The organism is Micromonospora sp. NPDC047738, assembly GCF_040642675.1.
In the GTDB taxonomy this organism is placed as follows: Bacteria; Actinomycetota; Actinomycetes; order Mycobacteriales; family Micromonosporaceae; genus Micromonospora.
In genome coordinates this window covers 293407-309037 of the sequence record NZ_JBEYSO010000008.1, presented here as the reverse complement: position 1 = coordinate 309037, position 15631 = coordinate 293407, and the positions used below count along the sequence as shown (strand labels likewise).

At 72.8% G+C, this 15631-nt stretch carries 17 protein-coding genes; 11 read left to right on the top strand and 6 right to left on the bottom strand.

All coding sequences use genetic code 11. The features are described from left to right. Nucleotides 1-282 precede the first annotated feature (282 nt). Together ABZ783_RS16445 and ABZ783_RS16440 are read right to left on the bottom strand one after the other, a co-directional pair. On the bottom strand, nucleotides 283-957 hold the full coding sequence (locus ABZ783_RS16445) for a response regulator (protein WP_357438514.1): 675 nt from the start codon (nucleotides 955-957) through the stop codon (nucleotides 283-285). Further along, entirely contained in the window at nucleotides 954-2618 is a 1665-nt protein-coding gene (locus ABZ783_RS16440; protein ID WP_357438511.1) for an ATP-binding protein, read from the bottom strand. The genes ABZ783_RS16445 and ABZ783_RS16440 overlap by 4 nt, the downstream gene beginning before the upstream one ends. Nucleotides 2619-2717: 99 nt before the next feature. Between ABZ783_RS16440 and ABZ783_RS16435 the strand changes: the two genes are divergently transcribed. Genes ABZ783_RS16435 through rraA form a run of 6 tightly spaced genes read left to right on the top strand, consistent with a single transcriptional unit; the run spans nucleotide 2718 to nucleotide 8024 of the window. Next, entirely contained in the window at nucleotides 2718-3725 is a 1008-nt protein-coding gene (locus tag ABZ783_RS16435; RefSeq protein WP_357438507.1) for a tripartite tricarboxylate transporter substrate binding protein, read from the top strand. Nucleotides 3726-3730: 5 nt separating this feature from the next. Next, a complete protein-coding gene (locus ABZ783_RS16430) occupies nucleotides 3731-4447 on the top strand; it encodes a tripartite tricarboxylate transporter TctB family protein (RefSeq protein ID WP_357438506.1) in 717 nt (238 codons plus the stop codon). Continuing rightward, nucleotides 4448-5950 (top strand): tripartite tricarboxylate transporter permease, encoded by a 1503-nt coding sequence (locus ABZ783_RS16425; RefSeq protein WP_357438504.1) that lies wholly within the window; start codon nucleotides 4448-4450, stop codon nucleotides 5948-5950. It begins immediately after the preceding gene. Then, on the top strand, nucleotides 5947-6339 hold the full coding sequence (locus ABZ783_RS16420) for a universal stress protein (protein ID WP_073834444.1): 393 nt from the start codon (nucleotides 5947-5949) through the stop codon (nucleotides 6337-6339). The genes ABZ783_RS16425 and ABZ783_RS16420 overlap by 4 nt, the downstream gene beginning before the upstream one ends. Before the next feature lie 15 nt (nucleotides 6340-6354). Next, on the top strand, nucleotides 6355-7530 hold the full coding sequence (locus ABZ783_RS16415; RefSeq protein WP_357438501.1) for an MFS transporter: 1176 nt from the start codon (nucleotides 6355-6357) through the stop codon (nucleotides 7528-7530). Nucleotides 7531-7544: 14 nt separating this feature from the next. Continuing rightward, entirely contained in the window at nucleotides 7545-8024 is a 480-nt protein-coding gene (gene rraA / locus ABZ783_RS16410) for a ribonuclease E activity regulator RraA (protein ID WP_357438498.1), read from the top strand. 6 nt (nucleotides 8025-8030) lie between these two features. Here the strand turns inward: rraA and ABZ783_RS16405 are convergent, their stop codons facing one another. Then, nucleotides 8031-8840, bottom strand: a complete 810-nt coding sequence (locus ABZ783_RS16405; protein ID WP_357438495.1) for a hypothetical protein — start codon at nucleotides 8838-8840, stop codon at nucleotides 8031-8033. Between the two features lie 74 nt (nucleotides 8841-8914). Here ABZ783_RS16405 and ABZ783_RS16400 point away from each other — a divergent pair, with 74 nt between their 5' ends. Then, a complete protein-coding gene (locus ABZ783_RS16400; RefSeq protein WP_357438493.1) occupies nucleotides 8915-9859 on the top strand; it encodes a Ppx/GppA phosphatase family protein in 945 nt (314 codons plus the stop codon). 72 nt (nucleotides 9860-9931) lie between these two features. Continuing rightward, nucleotides 9932-10738 carry a sugar phosphate isomerase/epimerase gene (locus ABZ783_RS16395; protein WP_357438490.1) on the top strand — a complete coding sequence of 269 codons (807 nt, stop codon included), beginning with the start codon at nucleotides 9932-9934 and terminating at the stop codon, nucleotides 10736-10738. A 12-nt stretch (nucleotides 10739-10750) separates the two neighbouring features. Here the strand turns inward: ABZ783_RS16395 and ABZ783_RS16390 are convergent, their stop codons facing one another. The 3 genes from ABZ783_RS16390 to ABZ783_RS16380 are packed head-to-tail and all read right to left on the bottom strand — an operon-like array spanning nucleotide 10751 to nucleotide 12780. After that, a complete protein-coding gene (locus ABZ783_RS16390; protein ID WP_357438487.1) occupies nucleotides 10751-11326 on the bottom strand; it encodes a CGNR zinc finger domain-containing protein in 576 nt (191 codons plus the stop codon). A 19-nt stretch (nucleotides 11327-11345) separates the two neighbouring features. Beyond that, complete coding sequence (locus ABZ783_RS16385; protein WP_357438484.1) at nucleotides 11346-12512, bottom strand: glutathionylspermidine synthase family protein; 1167 nt, start codon at nucleotides 12510-12512, stop codon at nucleotides 11346-11348. Between the two features lies 1 nt (nucleotide 12513). Further along, a complete protein-coding gene (locus ABZ783_RS16380) occupies nucleotides 12514-12780 on the bottom strand; it encodes a hypothetical protein (RefSeq protein WP_357438482.1) in 267 nt (88 codons plus the stop codon). A 120-nt stretch (nucleotides 12781-12900) separates the two neighbouring features. On the opposite strand from ABZ783_RS16380, the gene ABZ783_RS16375 reads away from it, so the two are divergent. From ABZ783_RS16375 to ABZ783_RS16365, 3 genes are all read left to right on the top strand, one after another. Then, nucleotides 12901-13821, top strand: coding sequence for a proline dehydrogenase family protein (locus ABZ783_RS16375; RefSeq protein WP_357438479.1), 921 nt, complete (start codon nucleotides 12901-12903; stop codon nucleotides 13819-13821). 106 nt (nucleotides 13822-13927) lie between these two features. Continuing rightward, nucleotides 13928-14719: an alpha/beta hydrolase gene (locus tag ABZ783_RS16370; RefSeq protein WP_357438476.1), complete on the top strand. Its 792-nt coding sequence runs from the start codon at nucleotides 13928-13930 to the stop codon at nucleotides 14717-14719. Continuing rightward, entirely contained in the window at nucleotides 14712-15278 is a 567-nt protein-coding gene (locus ABZ783_RS16365) for a WHG domain-containing protein (RefSeq protein WP_357438473.1), read from the top strand. Before ABZ783_RS16370 ends, ABZ783_RS16365 begins: the two co-directional genes overlap by 8 nt. Nucleotides 15279-15631: the final 353 nt, after the last annotated feature.

The following is a 15631-nucleotide window of genomic DNA, read 5'->3' as shown; positions in this document are numbered from 1 at the left end:
AGACGGTGCAGGTGTCGGCCTACCCGGACGCCTACGCCCAGTGGGAACAGCAGGCCGCCGACCTCGTCGCCCAGCACTGGAACAGCTGACAACACAGCCGAGCACCACAGCTGACAACCGAAAGAACGTGAACACGCCGCTGGCCGGCACCCCAAGATGGGTGCCGGCCAGCAGTGTCTCTGGATGCTGGCGCCTGGAAGACCGCGACGCACGGTCGCCCCCAGCCCACAACCGGAACATAGGGCCGCCCCCAGCCGTCAACCGCAGCCCGCAGCGGCCGGCTCAGGCTACCCAGGCGTAGCGGCGTTCCGGCCGGCCGGCCGCGCCGTACTTCAGGGTCACCTCGGCCCGCCCCGTGCCGGAGAAGTGCTCCAGGTAGCGACGGGCGCTGACCCGGGAGATGCCGACCCGGTCGGCGCACTCGCTGGCGGAGAGGGTCCCGGTGTGCCCGCGGAGGGCGCGTTCCACCAGCTCGGCGGTTTCCGGGCTGAGTCCGCGCGGCAGCGCCGGAGTGGTGGCCGTCGAGCCGCTGCGGGAGAGTACCCGGTCGACGTCGGCCTGGTCGGCGACCACCGCCGTACGCAGGGCGGCGCGGCGGGCGGCGTACTGCGCCAGCCGGGTGCGCAGCTCGTCGAAGCCGAACGGCTTGAGCAGGTAGTTGACCGCGCCGTAGCGGACGGCCCGGCGTACCGCCTCGGCCTCGCGGGCGGCGCTGATCACCAGGACGTCGCAGTCGTGCCGGGCGGCCCGGATCCGGGTCACCACGTCGAGGCCGAACATGTCGGGCAGGTAGAGGTCGAGCAGGACCAGGTCGGGCCGGAGTTCCTCGACCGCCGCCACCGCCTGCTCGCCGGTGCTGGCGGTGCCGACCACCCGGAAGCCGTCGATCCGGTCGACGAACCCGCGGTGGATCCGGGCCACCATGAAGTCGTCGTCGACGACGAGCACGTCGATCATCGCGCCTCCTCCAGCATGCTGGCCAGCACCGACATCCGCGCGGTGAACATGGCGCCCTCGGCGGTGTTCGTCACCGCCACCTCGCCGCCGCGACGGTGGCACACCAGGCGGGTGAGCGCCAGGCCGATGCCCCGCTCGCCGCTGTGGGCCGCCTTGGTGGTGAAGCCGTGGGTGAAGACCTCCTGCGCCAGTTCCGGCGCGACGCCGGGGCCGGAGTCGCGGACGACGATCTCCACCGAGGAGGCGTCCTGCCGCAGCTCGACCTCCACCCAGGCGGGCTGCTCCGCCGGGTCGCCGGCCGCCTCCCGGCCGCCCGCCACCGCCTCGACCGCGTTGTCCACCAGGTTGCCGAGCACTGTGGCGACGTCCGCCGACAGTTCCGCCGGCAGCCGGTCCAGCCCGGTCTGCTCGGAGATCCGCAGCTCCACCCGGCGTTCCGCGGCCACCGCCGACTTCGCCATGAGCAGCGCCGCGATCGCCGTGTCGTGGATCCGGCTGGTGACCGTCAGGTCGAGTGACGCCCGGTGCCGGCTCAGCGCGTCCACGTACCGGACCACCTCGTCGTGCTCGCCGATCTGGATCAGCCCGGAGATGGTGTGCAACTGGTTGGCGAACTCGTGGGTCTGCGCCCGCAGCAGCTCGGTGGTGCTGCGGAACGAGCCGAGCTCCTGCTCCAGCCGGGCCAGCTCGGTACGGTCCCGCAGCGTGGTGACCGAGCCCAGCCGGCGGCCGTCCTTGCGGACCGTCATCCGGTTCATCACCAGCACCCGGCCGCGCCGGACCACCACCTGGTCCCGGGCGTCCGGGCCGCCGCCGGCCCCGGCCAGCACGTCCCGCAGTCGGCCGTTGATGCGCAGCTCGCGGAGGCTGCGGCCGAGGCACTCCTCGGGCAGGTCGAGCAGCCGCCGGCCCACCGCGTTCACCAGGGTGACGCGCTGCTGCGGGTCCAGCGCGATCACCCCCTCGGCGATGCCGTGCAGCAGCGCCTCCCGGTGCTCGGCCAGCCCGGCGATCTCCCGGGGCTCCAGGCCGAGGGTCTGCCGCTTGATCCGCCGGGCCAGCAGCCACGATCCGATCACCCCGAGCCCGCAGGCGATGCCCAGGTAGGTGAGCAGGTACGAGGAGGCCCCGACCAGTCGTTCCGACCAGCTCGGCGACTTCTCGCCGACGACCACCACGCCCAGGTACCGGCCGAGGTTCTTCTTCGTCACCGGGTCGTCGCCGAGTACCGGCACCTGCGCCACCAGCTCCTGCGGCCCGTCGACCGCCAGTTCCCCGAACCAGCTCCGGCCCTCCGCGACCCGGGGGTCGCCGAGCCTCACGGGGCTGCCGACCAGCGTCGGGTCCGTCGAGCTGACCACCCGGCCCCGCTCGTTGGCCACGGTCACGTGGGTCACCCCGGACCGGATCAACGTGTTCTGCAGCAGCGGTGCGATCGCCTCGCCGGGCGCCGGTTGGGTGAGCTGGTCGCGCAGCAGCGGGCTGCCGGCGAGCTCTTCGCCGAGCGCGGCGACCCGGCGTCCCTCGACCCGGTTGAAGGTGGCTGCGGACTGGGCCAGCGAGACAGCGGCCACCGCCACCAGCACCACGACGATGATCGCGAGCTGGAGGACGAGCAGTTGCCCGGCGAGCGTACGACGCCGGGACGTGACCGCGACCACAAAGACCTCAACTTCCGCTGGTGACACAACGCAGACAGTTTGCCTGCTCGGAGGCCACCATCTTGCCGCCGGACTCATTCGAAACGGAAGAGAAACATGATGGCAACTAGGAGAAACGTGCTGGTCATGGGCGTGGCCGCCGCTACGGCGCTCGCCCTGGGAGCCTGCGGTGCCACCGCCGACAAGGGTGGGGCCGGTGCCGCCGACGACGGCAAGCCGGTCACCGGGCTGCGGATCATGGTCCCGAACACCCCCGGTGGCGGATACGACACCACGGCCCGTACCGCCGCGAAGGTGATGGAGGACGCCAAGATCGCCACCGGCGTGCAGGTGTTCAACCTGCCCGGCGCGGGCGGCACGGTCGGCCTTCAGCGGACCGTGAACGAGAAGGGCAACGGCAAGCTCGCCATGCAGATGGGGCTGGGCGTGGTCGGTGCCTCGTACACCTCCAAGTCGGCGGCGACGCTGACCCAGACCACACCGCTGGCCAAGATGATCGAGGAGGCCGGCGCCATCGTGGTGCCGAAGGACTCCCCGTACAAGACCATCAACGACCTGGTGGCGGCGTGGAAGGCCAACCCGAAGGGCATCGCCGTCGGCGGCGGCTCCTCGCCCGGTGGCCCGGACCACCTGCTGCCCATGCAGCTCGCCAAGACCGTCGGCATCGACCCCCGCCAGGTCAACTTCGTCTCGTACGACGGCGGCGGCGAGCTGCTGCCGGCCGTGCTCGGTGGCAAGGTGGCCTTCGGCGCCAGCGGCTTCGGCGAGTTCCTCGACCAGGTCGAGGCCGGCCAGATCCGGGTCCTCGCGGTGACCAGCGAGGCGCCGATCGAGGCGCTGAAGGACGTGCCGACCCTGAAGTCCTCCGGCATCGACCTGGTCTTCACCAACTGGCGGGGCATCGTCGCGCCGCCCGGCATCAGCGACGCCGACAAGAAGGTCTGGATCGATGTGCTGACCAAGATGCACGACTCGGAGGAGTGGAAGGCCGAGCTGAAGAAGCGTGGCTGGACCGACGCGTTCATCACCGGTGACGAGTTCGGCACCTTCCTGACCGAGCAGGACAAGGCCGTGGCCGACGTGCTCAAGCAGCTCGGGCTGGCATGACCGGCATGACGACCCGACCGGACCGGGGCGGCGATCCGCCGTCCCGGCCGGCCGTACCCATCGTGCCGGACCAGGCGGCGCCGCCGGACCGGGAGACGGGCGCGCTGCCCCCCGCGCCCGTCCCGGTCGCGGACCCGCCGGCCGCCGACCCGGCGGGGCAACCCGCCGGGTCGGCGGCACCACCTGCGGACACCGGGCCGGACGCCGACGGGACGGCGGCGGAGAGCCCAGCGCCCAAGCGGGACCGGGCGCAGTACGGCGTGTGCGCCTTCCTGGCCCTGGTCGGCGGGCTGGTCATCTTCGACGCGACGACCAGGATCGGGAACGCGATCAACACGGCCGACCCCATCGGCCCCAAGGCGGTGCCGATCCTGCTCGGCGTGCTGCTGCTGATCATCGCGGCCATCTACGGGGTGGACGTGGCCCGCGGCGGCGCCGGCGAGCCGGAGGCGGGCGAGGACGTCGACCTGAGCACCCCGATCGACTGGCGCACGGTGCTGCTGCTGATCGGCGCGTTCCTGGTCAACGCCGTGCTCATCGACCGGCTCGGCTGGGTGATCAGCGGGACGATCCTCTTCTGGGGCTCGGCGTTCGCGCTCGGCAACCGCCACTACGTCCGGAACCTGCTGATCGCCGTCGCGATGTCGCTGATCACGTTCTACACCTTCGCCATCGGGCTCGGCGTCGACCTGCCCGCCGGCGTGCTGCAAGGGATCCTGTAGATGGACAACCTCGCCAACCTGCTCGACGGGTTCGCCAATGTGCTGACCCCGATGAACCTGCTGTTCGCGCTGCTCGGCGTGACCGTCGGCACCGCCGTGGGCGTGCTGCCCGGCATCGGCCCGGCGATGACCGTGGCGCTGCTGCTGCCGGTCACCTACGGGATGGAGCCGGCTCAGGCCTTCATCATGTTCGCCGGCATCTTCTACGGCGGCATGTACGGCGGATCGACCACCTCGATCCTGCTGAACACCCCCGGCGAGTCCTCGTCGGTGGTGACCGCCATCGAGGGCAACAAGATGGCCAAGGCGGGCCGGGCGGCCCAGGCCCTGGCCACCGCCGCGATCGGCTCGTTCGTCGCCGGCACCATCGCCACCGTGCTGTTGGTGGTGGTCACCCCGCCGGTGGTGCAGTTCGCGATCAGCCTCGGCGCGCCCGACTACTTCGCGCTGATGCTGCTGGCCTTCGTGTCCGTCACGGCGGTGCTCGGCGCGTCCCGGGTACGCGGCTTCGCGTCGCTGGTGCTCGGCCTGATGATCGGTGTGATCGGCATCGACCAGTCCGGTCAGCAGCGGCTCACCTTCGGGATCCCGCAGCTCGCCGACGGCATCGACGTGGTCGTGGTGGCGGTCGGCATCTTCGCCGTGGGCGAGGCGCTCTGGATCGCCGCGCACCTGCGCCGCAAGGCCGGCGAGGTGATCCCGGTGGGCCAGCCGTGGATGGGGAAGCAGGACTGGAAACGGTCCTGGAAGCCGTGGCTGCGCGGCACGGCGTTCGGGTTCCCGTTCGGCGCGGTGCCGGCCGGCGGGGCGGAGATCCCCACGTTCCTGTCGTACGTCACCGAGAAGAAGCTCTCGAAGCACAAGGAGGAGTTCGGCCGGGGCGCGATCGAGGGCGTCGCCGGGCCGGAGGCGGCCAACAACGCCTCGGCCGCCGGCACCCTGGTGCCGATGCTGGCCATCGGCCTGCCGACCAACGCCACCGCCGCGGTGATGCTGGCCGCCTTCCAGGGGTACGGCATCCAGCCCGGCCCGCTGCTCTTCACCCGGGAGTCCAGCCTGGTCTGGACGCTGATCGCCAGCCTCTTCATCGGCAACCTGCTGCTGCTGGTGCTCAACCTGCCGCTCGCCCCGGCCTGGGCGCGCCTGCTGCGGATCCCGCGCCCCTACCTCTACGCCGGGATCCTCTTCTTCGCCTCGATGGGCGCGTACGCGGTCAACGCCCAGCCGTTCGACCTGTTCCTGCTGCTCGCGCTCGGCCTGCTCGGCTTCGGAATGCGGCGCTTCGGGCTACCGATCCTGCCGCTGATCGTCGGCATCATCCTCGGCCCGCGTGCCGAGCTGCAGGGCCGGCGGGCGTTGCAGCTCTCCGGCGGTGAGCTGCACGGGCTGCTCGGCGGTTGGGTGTCCTGGCTGATCTACGCCGCGATCGCCGTGGTGCTCCTCTGGCCGCTGGTCGGGCGGTTCGTGGTCCGTCCGCTGCGGGGAAGGTTGGTGACCGGATGACCGTGCTGGTGGGCTATGTGCCGTCGCCGTTGGGCGAGGCGGCCCTGCGGGCGGCGATCGAGCAGGCGAGGTTCCGCGAGGAGCCGATCCTCGTGGTGAACACCTCCCGCGGCGACGCGTACGCCGACCCACGCCTCGCGCAGGAGCCCGATCTCGAGCGGGTCACCCGCGAGCTGACCGCCGCCGGGGTGCCGCACAACGTGCGGCAACTCGTGCGGGGGCGGGACGCGGCCGAGGAGATCGAGGAGATCGTCGAGGCGGAGGACGTGTCGCTGGTGGTGATCGGCATCCGGCACCGCACCCCGGTGGGCAAGCTGATCATGGGGTCGACCGCGCAGGAGATCCTGCTCCGGGTGCCCTGCCCGGTCCTCGCCGTGAAGGCCGGCTGAGTGGCGCCCGGGAGCTTGACCGCTCCCGGGCGCGCCCAGACCGCCCTGCTGCTCGCACACACCGTCGTGCTGCAGGCGGTCACCTTCATGCTCCGGCCGGCATCCGCGTACCGGGCGCTGGAACTGGACGTGCCGGGAGCCTGGCTGGGCGTGCTCGGGGCCAGCTTCGCCGTCGTACCGCTGGTGCTGGCCGTGCCCAGCGGCCACGCGGTCGACCGGTTCGGCGAGCGCCGGGTGGCGCTCGCCGGGTCGGCCCTGCTCGCCGCCGCCGGACTCGCCTTCGTGCTCTTCGCCGGCTCGGTGGCCGGCCTGGTGCTGGCCAGCATGCTGCTCGGCACCGCGCATCTCTGCGCGGTGGTGGCCCAGCAGGCGCTGGTCGCCAACCGCACCCCGGCCGACCGGTACGACGCGGCCTTCGGCTACTACACCTTCGCCGCCTCGCTGGGGCAGGCGCTCGGGCCCGGCCTGATCGTGGTCTTCGGCGGGGACCGGCCGATCCCGGACACCCGGGCCATCTTCCTCGGCGCCACCGCGCTGGCCGTGCCCCTTCTGGCCGCCGCCGCGTTTCTCCGCCCGTCCGCGCACCATCAGACGGCGGCCGGGCCGGACGCCGGGGGGATGCGGGACCTGCTCCGCCAGCCGGGGCTGGTGCGTGCCCTCACGGTCAGCTGCGTGGTCCTGGCGGCGGTCGACATCACCCTGGTCTACCTGCCCGCCCTCGGCGCCGAGCGGAGCATCGCGGCCGGCGAGATCGGCGTACTGCTCGGCCTGCGCGCGGTCGCGTCGATGGTCTCTCGGCTGGGGCTCGGCCGGCTGGTCGCCGCGATCGGCCGGCGCTGGCTGCTGATCGGCACGGTCGCACTCTCCGCCGCCGGGCTGGCGCTGCTGCTGCCGCCGCTGCCGTTCTGGGCGATGGCCGTGGTCGTCACCGTCGCCGGCCTCGGGCTCGGCGCCGGGCAGCCGCTCACCATGTCGTTCCTGGCCGAGTCGGCGCCGCCCGGGCTGCGCGGCCGGGCGATGTCGCTCCGACTCACCGGCAACCGGCTCGGCCAGGTGCTCATCCCCAGCGCCGCCGGCGTGCTGGCGGCCGGCGCCGGGGCGGCCGGCGTGCTCGCCTGCACCGCCGCGGGCCTGGCCGGCGCGGCCGTCGCCGCCACCGGCCTGCACCGTACGGATCCGAACCCGGACTGAGCGAAAGGACCACCATGGAGACACCCACCACCGCCGACCTCTACGACCGGTACGGCGAGACCCTCGGCTCGTGCGACACCCAGCTGCGCCAGTTCGGCGGGGTGCCAACCTTCGGCGGACCGGCCGTGACGGTGCGCTGCTTCGAGGACAACGCCCTGGTGAAGTCGATCGTCGCCGAACCAGGGGAGGGTCGCGTCCTGGTGGTGGACGGTGACGGCTCCGTGCACACCGCCCTGATGGGTGACCTAATCGCCGGCACGGCGGCGGAGAACGGTTGGGCCGGCGTGGTGATCAACGGCGCGGTCCGGGACGTGGCCGCGCTGCGTACCCTCCCGATCGGCATCAAGGCGCTCGGCACGAATCCGCGCAAGAGCGCCAAGACCGGCGCGGGCGAGCGGGACGTGCCGGTGTTCTTCGGCAACTGCGTCTTCGCGCCGGGCGCGCACGTCTACAGCGACGACGACGGGGTGGTCGTCCTGCCCGCGTCGGCGTAGCCGGGCTCAGCCCTCGCTGGCCGGATGGGGGGCGACCTGGCCCTGGCGCAGCCGGGCCGCGCACAGCTCCGCCAGCTTCGCGTACGCGGCTGCGCCGATCAGCGCGGTCAGCTCCGGGCCGTACGAGACGTACATCGGCTCGGCGCCGACGTGCGCGTCGGTGGAGGAGGTGCACCACCAGTCCAGGTCGTGCCCGCCGGCGCCCCAGCCCCGCCTGTCGAACTCGGCGAGCGTGGAGATCAGCACCTTGGTGTTGTCCGGCCGCTTGTGCCAGTCCTGGTCCCGGCGGATGGGCAGCTGCCAGCAGACGTCCGGCTTGTATTCCAGCGGGTGCGCCCCGTCACGCAGGGCCTGGGCGTGCAGCGCGCAACCGCCCCCGCCCGGGAAGTCGGCGTCGTTGAGGAACACGCACGGCGAGTCGGCGTCCCGGGTGGCGGTACGCCGGGCCGGGTTCTTCCCGTCGATGGTGTCGTTCTCGGTCCAGTTCTTGAAGCCCTTGCGGAAGTGCTGCCAGGTCTCCGGGGTGAGCCGCTTGACCGCGGCGCGCACCCGCTTCTCGTCGTCGGAGTCGGTGAAGAACGCCCCGTGCGAGCAGCAGCCGTCCGCGCCCCGGCCGGCGATGATGCCGTGGCAGCCCTTGCCGAAGATGCACGTCCAGCGGGAGAGCAGCCAGGTCAGGTCGGCGCGGACAATGTGCTTCTCGTCCGCTGGGTCGACGAACTCGATCCACTCCCGGGGGAAGTCCAGCTCCACCTCCCGGCTGCGCGGGTCGTCGGGGTCGTCCACCAGCACCTGCAGCTCGATCTGGCCTGTCACCCGGACCAGCGTACGCGTGGTCGGCCCGGCCGGCCGGCGAGCCGCCGAAACGTGTTGGCCCTAGGGTCGTCAGCATGCGACTGGGTGTCCTCGACGTCGGTTCGAACACGGTGCATCTGCTGGTGGTCGACGCCCACCACGGGGCGCACCCCTGGCCGGCGCACTCCGAGAAGGTGGTGCTCCGGCTGGCCGAGCAGATCGGCCCGGACGGCGCGCTGACCGAGGCGGGCGCGGACGGGCTGGCCAAGGCCGTCGGCATGGCTCGCGCGGCGGCGGCCGGGCTGGCGGTGGACGACCTGCTCGCCTTCGCCACCTCCGCGGTCCGGGAGGCCACCAACGCCGGCGAGGTGCTGGCCCGGGTCCGCGACGAGACCGACGTACGGCTGGAGGTGCTCTCCGGCGCGGACGAGGCACGGATGACCTTCCTCGCGGTCCGGCGGTGGTTCGGCTGGTCGGCCGGGCGGCTGCTGGTGCTGGACATCGGTGGCGGCTCGCTTGAGTTGGCGGCCGGCATCGACGAGGAGCCGGACGTGGCGGTGTCGCTGCCGCTCGGCGCCGGGCGGCTGAGCCGGGAACGGCTGCGGGTGGACCCGGCCGGGTCCGTGCCGCCGTCCGCCGAGGCGGTGGAGGAGCTGCGGGAGCACGTCCACACACTGCTCGACCCGGTGGTGAAGCAGTTGGCCGAGGTGGGCTGGGAGCGGCCGGTCGCCACCTCGAAGACGTTCCGGACGCTGGCCCGGCTGGCCGGGGCCGCCCCGTCGGGCGCCGGGCTGTGGGCCCCGCGCAGCCTGACCCGGACCGGGCTGCGGCAGGTGCTCGGCTTCATCCGGCACATCCCGCCGGCGCAGCTGTCCGAGCTGGAGGGGGTGAGCGCGGGGCGGGCCCACCAGCTGCTGGCCGGCGCCGTGGTGGCCGAGGCGGTGCTGCGCCGGCTCGACGTGGACCGGTTGGACATCTGCCCGTGGGCGCTGCGGGAGGGGGTCATCCTCCGCCGGCTCGATCAGCTGGCGCCGATGTGACCCGGGTCGTTCTGGGCGGTTTGGGGATGCTCGTCCTGATGGGCTGCGGCGGAGGCGGTTACCCTGAAGGGTGTGACTACCCGCGTGCCGGTGCTCCTCTCCAGTTCCTCGGTCTTTCCTGAGCGGACCGCGGCGGCGTTCCAGCTGGCCTCGGCGCTCGGGTACGACGGCGTCGAGGTGATGGTCTGGACCGACGTGGTGAGCCAGGACCCGGGCGCGCTGCGCGGCCTGGCCGACCACTACGGCGTCCCGGTCCTCTCGGTGCACGCCCCGTGCCTGCTGGTCACCCAGCGGGTGTGGAGTCCCGATCCGTGGGAGCGGCTGCGCAAGGCCGCCGAGCTGGCCGAGACGCTGGAGGCACCCACGGTCGTGGTGCACCCGCCGTTCACCTGGCAGCGGGACTACGCCCGCAACTTCGCCGACGGCCTCGACACGATCGCCGGGCAGTTCGGCGGGCTGCGCTTCGCGGTGGAGAACATGTATCCGGTGCGGATGGCCGGCCGGCAGTTCGTCCCGTACGTCCCGGGCTGGGACCCGACCGACACCGGCTACGCCGCGTACACCCTGGATCTCTCGCACTGCGCCGCCTCGCACACCGACGCCCTGGCGATGGCCGACCGGATGGGGTCGGGCCTGGCCCACGTGCACCTGGGCGACGGCACCGGCGAGGGGCGCGACGAGCACCTGGTGCCCGGGCGTGGCGGCCAGCCCTGCGCGGAGCTGCTCCGCTCGCTGGCCGGCCGTGGCTTCACCGGCTCGGTGGCGGTGGAGGTCACCACCCGGGGCGCGAAGAGCCGCGCGGTGCGTGAGGCCGACCTCCGCGCGGCGCTCGAGTTCGCCCGCGCCAACCTCACCGCCCCGTCCCCGGTCGACGCCTGACCCTGGTGCGGGTCAGCTGACCGGGGCGAGCGGTTCCGACTGGGCCGGGACCGGCAGCTGGTCGCCGACGGCGGCCCGCTTCCGGGCCCGGTGGGCGGCCACATGCGAGCGGGTGGCGCAGCGTTCCGAGCAGAACCGCCGGCAGCAGTTCGACGAGGTGTCCAGGTAGACGTTGCCGCAGCGCTCGTCGGCGCAGACGCCGAACCGGGCGCTGCCGTACTCGCAGAGCCAGACCGACAGGCCCCAGACCGCGCCGGCCAGGTATTCCGACGAGACCGAGGCGCCCCGGCTGGTCACGTGCATGTGCCAGTCGCTGGAGTCGTGGCCGGAGATGCGCGGCTGCACCGGGAACGCCTCCAGCAGCGTGTTCAGTTCCGCCACCGCCTCGGCGTCCCGGCCCGAGGTGCCGTACTCGAAGACGTCGCGCAGGCGCTTCTGCGCCCGCCGGAGGATCGCCAGGTCCCGCTCCGTGACCTCGTCGCGCATCCACGCGTTCTCGTCCGGAAACAGGGTCCGCAGGTCGTCGAGGTCGTCCAGACGGGTGTTGACGAGATCAACTCCGGTCCGGGCGTACGCGTCGAAGTTCACGAGACCAACGGTAGACGACTCACGGCGTTCGCGGCGCGTCGATGTAGTGGGGGAGGAACCGGGCGTAACTGTCGGTGATGAGGCTCGCGCTCTCGCGCACCCCGGCGCCGGCCGACTCGCCGTCGACGATCCAGCTCCCCAGCACCGTGTGATTGCCGGCGAAATCGGGCAACGCGCGGAACTCCTGGTAGCAGAAGCCCTCGTCGCCGTACCTTCCGGGATTGGTGATCTCGGTGCCTCCGGTGACGATGCGGACGGCCGCGCCCTCCCGGCCGAGCAGCGGCTTCGCCACGTACTCGGTCATCCCGCGCGGCGAGTCCAGGTATGCCGGCAGCAGGTATTCGTGCTCCGGGTACAGCTCCCAGAGCACCGCCAGCAGCGCCTTGTTCGACAGCAGCAGCTTCCAGGCCGGCTCGATCCAGGTGGTCGGGGTGCCCGGTGCCAGCGCGGGCGGCCCGTACGGCTCGGCCAGCATCCACTCCCACGGGTAGAGCTTGAAGCAGGTGGTGATCGGCCGGTCGGCGGCGTCCACGAAGCGCCGCCCGTCCCAGCCGATCTCCTGGATCGGCATGAGCGTGACGTCCAGCCCGGCCTGGCGGGCCGTCTCGGCGAGGTAGCCGGCGGTGATCTGGTCCTCGCCCGACTCCTCCTCCGCGGACCAGACCACGTGCACCCGCCGGTCGTGCAGGCCGGCACCGATCTTCGCCCACGCCCCGACCAGCCGCTCGTGCAGGCTGTTCCACTGGTCCGCCGCGGGCCGGATGTTCTCCAGCCAGTACCACTGGACGATGCTCGCCTCGACCAGCGCGGTCGGGGTGTCGGCGTTGTACTCCAGCAGCTTCGGCGGCCAGGACCCGTCGTACCAGAGGTCGAAGCGGCCGTAGAGGGTCGGCGGTGCCTCGCGCAGCGACCGGGCGACCGCCTCGGCGGCCCAGGCCGGGATACCGAACTCCGCGTACCGGTTGCGGGCCACCACGTGCTCGGCGGCGGCCACCGACATCCGGTGCAGCTCCTCGGTCGCCTCCTCCAACCGGAGAACCTCGTCCAGCCCGAACGCGTACGCCGCGGTCTCGTCCCAGTACGACATCACCCCGCCGTCGGGCAGTTCGGTGTCGACGTACACCAGACCTTGGGAGCGGATGGTGGCGTCCCAGCCGGGGCGCGGGACGCTGGCCTCGCGCCGCACCTCAGCCGCCGCAGGAGGCGAGGTGGGTGCCGAAGCCGCCGCGCGCGGGCAGCGCCGCGGCGACCGGCGGGGACGTGTCCCGCGCGGCGGCGGGTGCCGGGGCCCGCAGTGCCAGCGCGACGTTGTCCCCGCCACCACCGACCGGGCCGAGGGCGCAGTCGTCATCGTCGTCGGTCAGGTTGCAGCCGGAGAGGGCGAGCGCCAGGGCGGTCAGCGCGCCGAGCTGCACGGTGGCCGACCGGAGGCGGCGGCGGGGGTGTCGTTCCACAAGATCCTTGTAGCCCATCCGCGCCAGCCCGGCTGCCCCTCGTTCCCCTGGCCGGGACGGAGCGTGACGTTGGTGGCCGGCCCCGGGCGGGGGTCGGCGAGCGGGCGTTACGCTCAGCTCATGCTCCGTTCCGTCATCCTCGCCGCCTCCCGGTCATCCCAGGTCGAGCGGCTCGTTGCGACGGCCCCGTTCACCCGGGACGTCGTCCGCCGGTTCGTCGCCGGTGCCGGCACCGACGACGCGCTGCGCGCGACCCGCGTACTCGTCACCGACGGCCAAGCGGTCACCCTCGACTACCTCGGCGAGGACACCGTCACTCCCGAGCAGGCGAACGCCACCCGGGACGAATACCTCAAGCTGCTGCGGCTGCTCGCCGCCGCCGAGCTCACCCCGGCGGCCGAGGTGAGCGTGAAGCTGTCCGCCCTCGGCCAGAAGTTCGACGAGCAGCTCGCGTACGACAACGCGCGGGCGATCTGCGCGGCGGCCGACGCGGCGGGCACTACGGTCACCCTGGACATGGAGGACCACACCACCACCGACTCGACCCTGGACATCCTCGCCAAGCTGCGCAAGGACTACCCGTCGACCGGCGCGGTGCTCCAGGCGTACCTGCGGCGTACCGAGTCGGACTGCCGGGAGCTGGCCGGTGCGGGGTCGCGGGTGCGGCTCTGCAAGGGCGCGTACAAGGAGCCGGAGTCGGTGGCCTACCAGTCCGCCCGCGAGGTGGACAAGTCGTACGTGCGGTGCCTGAACGTGCTGATGTCCGGGGACGGCTACCCGATGCTGGCCACCCACGATCCGCGGCTGATCGCCATCGGCGCGGACCGGGCCCGCTGGTTCGACCGCGAGCCGGAGCGTTTCGAGTTCCAGATGCTGTTCGGCATCCGCCCCGAGGAGCAGGCCCGCCTGGTCGGTGAGGGCTACACGGTGCGCACCTACGTGCCCTACGGCGACGAGTGGTACGGCTACCTGATGCGGCGGTTGGCCGAGCGCCCGGCCAACCTGATGTTCTTCGGGCGCGCGCTCATCTCGAAGAAGTGAGCTGACCGACGGCGGAACAGGCCGGGTGGGACCCCTGTCCCGCCGGCCCGTTCCTCGTTCCTGGGTATCCTTGACGGTTGAAGCTAATGGCATTAGCCTTTTAGCTATGACTGTTAGCCAGGTGTCGCGGGACGGCGGAGCCATCGCGTACGAGGTGCACGGGGCGGGCCCGCTGGTGGTCCTCTCGCACGGTATGGGGGAGAACCGGGCGGCCTTCCGGCACCTGGTGCCCCGGCTGGTGGCGGCCGGCTACCGGGTGGCCTCGGTCGACGTCCGGGGGCACGGCGACTCCAGCGCCCACTGGCCCACGTACGCCCCGGCCGAGGTGGGCGCCGACCTGCTCGCCGTGGTCCGGGCGCTCGGCGGCCCGGCCACCCTGGTCGGCAGCTCGTCCAGCGCGGCGGCCGTGGTCTTCGCTGCCGCCGACGCGCCCGAGCTGGTCAACGGCATCGTGCAGGTCAGCCCCTTCGTCGCCCCGCCGAACCCTAACCCGGTCATGCGCCTGGCGCAGGCGGTCGTCCTGCGCAGCCCCCGACTGTTCGGGATGTTCCACCGCACGCTCTTCCCGTGCGGGCGGCCGGACGACGACGCCGCGTACCGGAAGGAACTGGTCGCCAAGCTGCGCGGCCGGATGGCCGCGGTGCGCGGCGTGATCGCGCCGGTCGAGCCGCACTGGACCGCGCGGACCCGGGACGTGCGGCAGCCGGTGCTGGTACTGATGGGTACGAAGGACCCGGACTTCCCGGACCCGGGCGCCGAGGCGCGGGCCGCCCGGCGGCTGTTCGCCACCGCCGAGGCGCGCATGATCGCCGACTCCGGTCACTACCCGCACGCCGACCAGCCCGACGCCACCGCCGCCGACCTGGTCGAGTTCCTGGCGGTGACGTTCCGTGCCTAGGGCCGGCCTCACCCCGGCGGCCGTGGTCCGGGAGGCGGCCGTGCTCGCCGACGAGGTCGGCTACGACCGGCTCACCCTGGCCGCGCTCGCCGGCCGGCTCGGGGTCGCGCTGCCCAGCCTCTACAAGCACGTCAAGGGCGTGGACGACCTGCACCGGAAGCTGGCCGTGCTGGCGACCGCCGAGATCGCCACCGAGCTGACCGCCGCCGCCGCGGGCCGGGCCGGCGACGACGCGCTCCGCGCGGTGGCCGCGGCATACCGGGGGTACGCCCGCCGGCACCCCGGCCGCTACCCGGCCATCCAGCGGGCGCCGGATCCCGCCGACCCCGAGCATGTCGCCGCCGCCGAGCGGGCCGTCGGCGCGATCTACGCGATCCTGCGCGGATACGACCTCACCGGCGGCGCGGCCGTCGACGCCACCAGGATGTTCCGGGCCGCTGTGCACGGCTTCATCACCCTCGAGGCGGCCGGTGGGTTCGGCCTGCCCCGGGACATCGACCGCTCCTTCGACCAGATGGTGGCCGCGCTGGACACCGCGTACCGGGGTTGGCGGCCCTGATGAAGGCGCCGCTGCTGATCGCCGTGGTGTGGGGCCGGCGACCCGGTCTGAGCCGGCCCGCATGCTGCCCGCTGCCGGCGCGCCTCGCGGGCGGGCTCTGCGCCCGGCAGCACCATCGCCCCGCACCGCGGTCTCCCGTGGTGGCCTGGCTCGCGCCGAGCGGGGGCGTGACCGGGTCGGCGGAGGCCCGGCGGAGCGGGACGACACCTTCGGGTGCCTACAGAGCTGATGTCGAAAACGACTCACGCGCGGGTCGGTCGGGGGCGGTCACCCACGAGGCGGGTGAATCGTCTGCGACATCAAGTTCGTAGGTGTCGGGAACACTTCGTTCGGGCGGACAGAAAGTGGGGTGG

Coding starts and splice junctions, on each gene's coding strand:
- rraA (WP_357438498.1), top strand. CDS start 7,545: ATGGAGACACCCACCACCGCCGACCTCTACGACCGGTACGGCGAGACC.
- ABZ783_RS16425 (WP_357438504.1), top strand. CDS start 4,448: ATGGACAACCTCGCCAACCTGCTCGACGGGTTCGCCAATGTGCTGACC.
- ABZ783_RS16435 (WP_357438507.1), top strand. CDS start 2,718: ATGGCAACTAGGAGAAACGTGCTGGTCATGGGCGTGGCCGCCGCTACG.
- ABZ783_RS16375 (WP_357438479.1), top strand. CDS start 12,901: ATGCTCCGTTCCGTCATCCTCGCCGCCTCCCGGTCATCCCAGGTCGAG.
- ABZ783_RS16420 (WP_073834444.1), top strand. CDS start 5,947: ATGACCGTGCTGGTGGGCTATGTGCCGTCGCCGTTGGGCGAGGCGGCC.
- ABZ783_RS16400 (WP_357438493.1), top strand. CDS start 8,915: ATGCGACTGGGTGTCCTCGACGTCGGTTCGAACACGGTGCATCTGCTG.
- ABZ783_RS16430 (WP_357438506.1), top strand. CDS start 3,731: ATGACGACCCGACCGGACCGGGGCGGCGATCCGCCGTCCCGGCCGGCC.
- ABZ783_RS16445 (WP_357438514.1), bottom strand. CDS start 957: ATGATCGACGTGCTCGTCGTCGACGACGACTTCATGGTGGCCCGGATC.
- ABZ783_RS16370 (WP_357438476.1), top strand. CDS start 13,928: ATGACTGTTAGCCAGGTGTCGCGGGACGGCGGAGCCATCGCGTACGAG.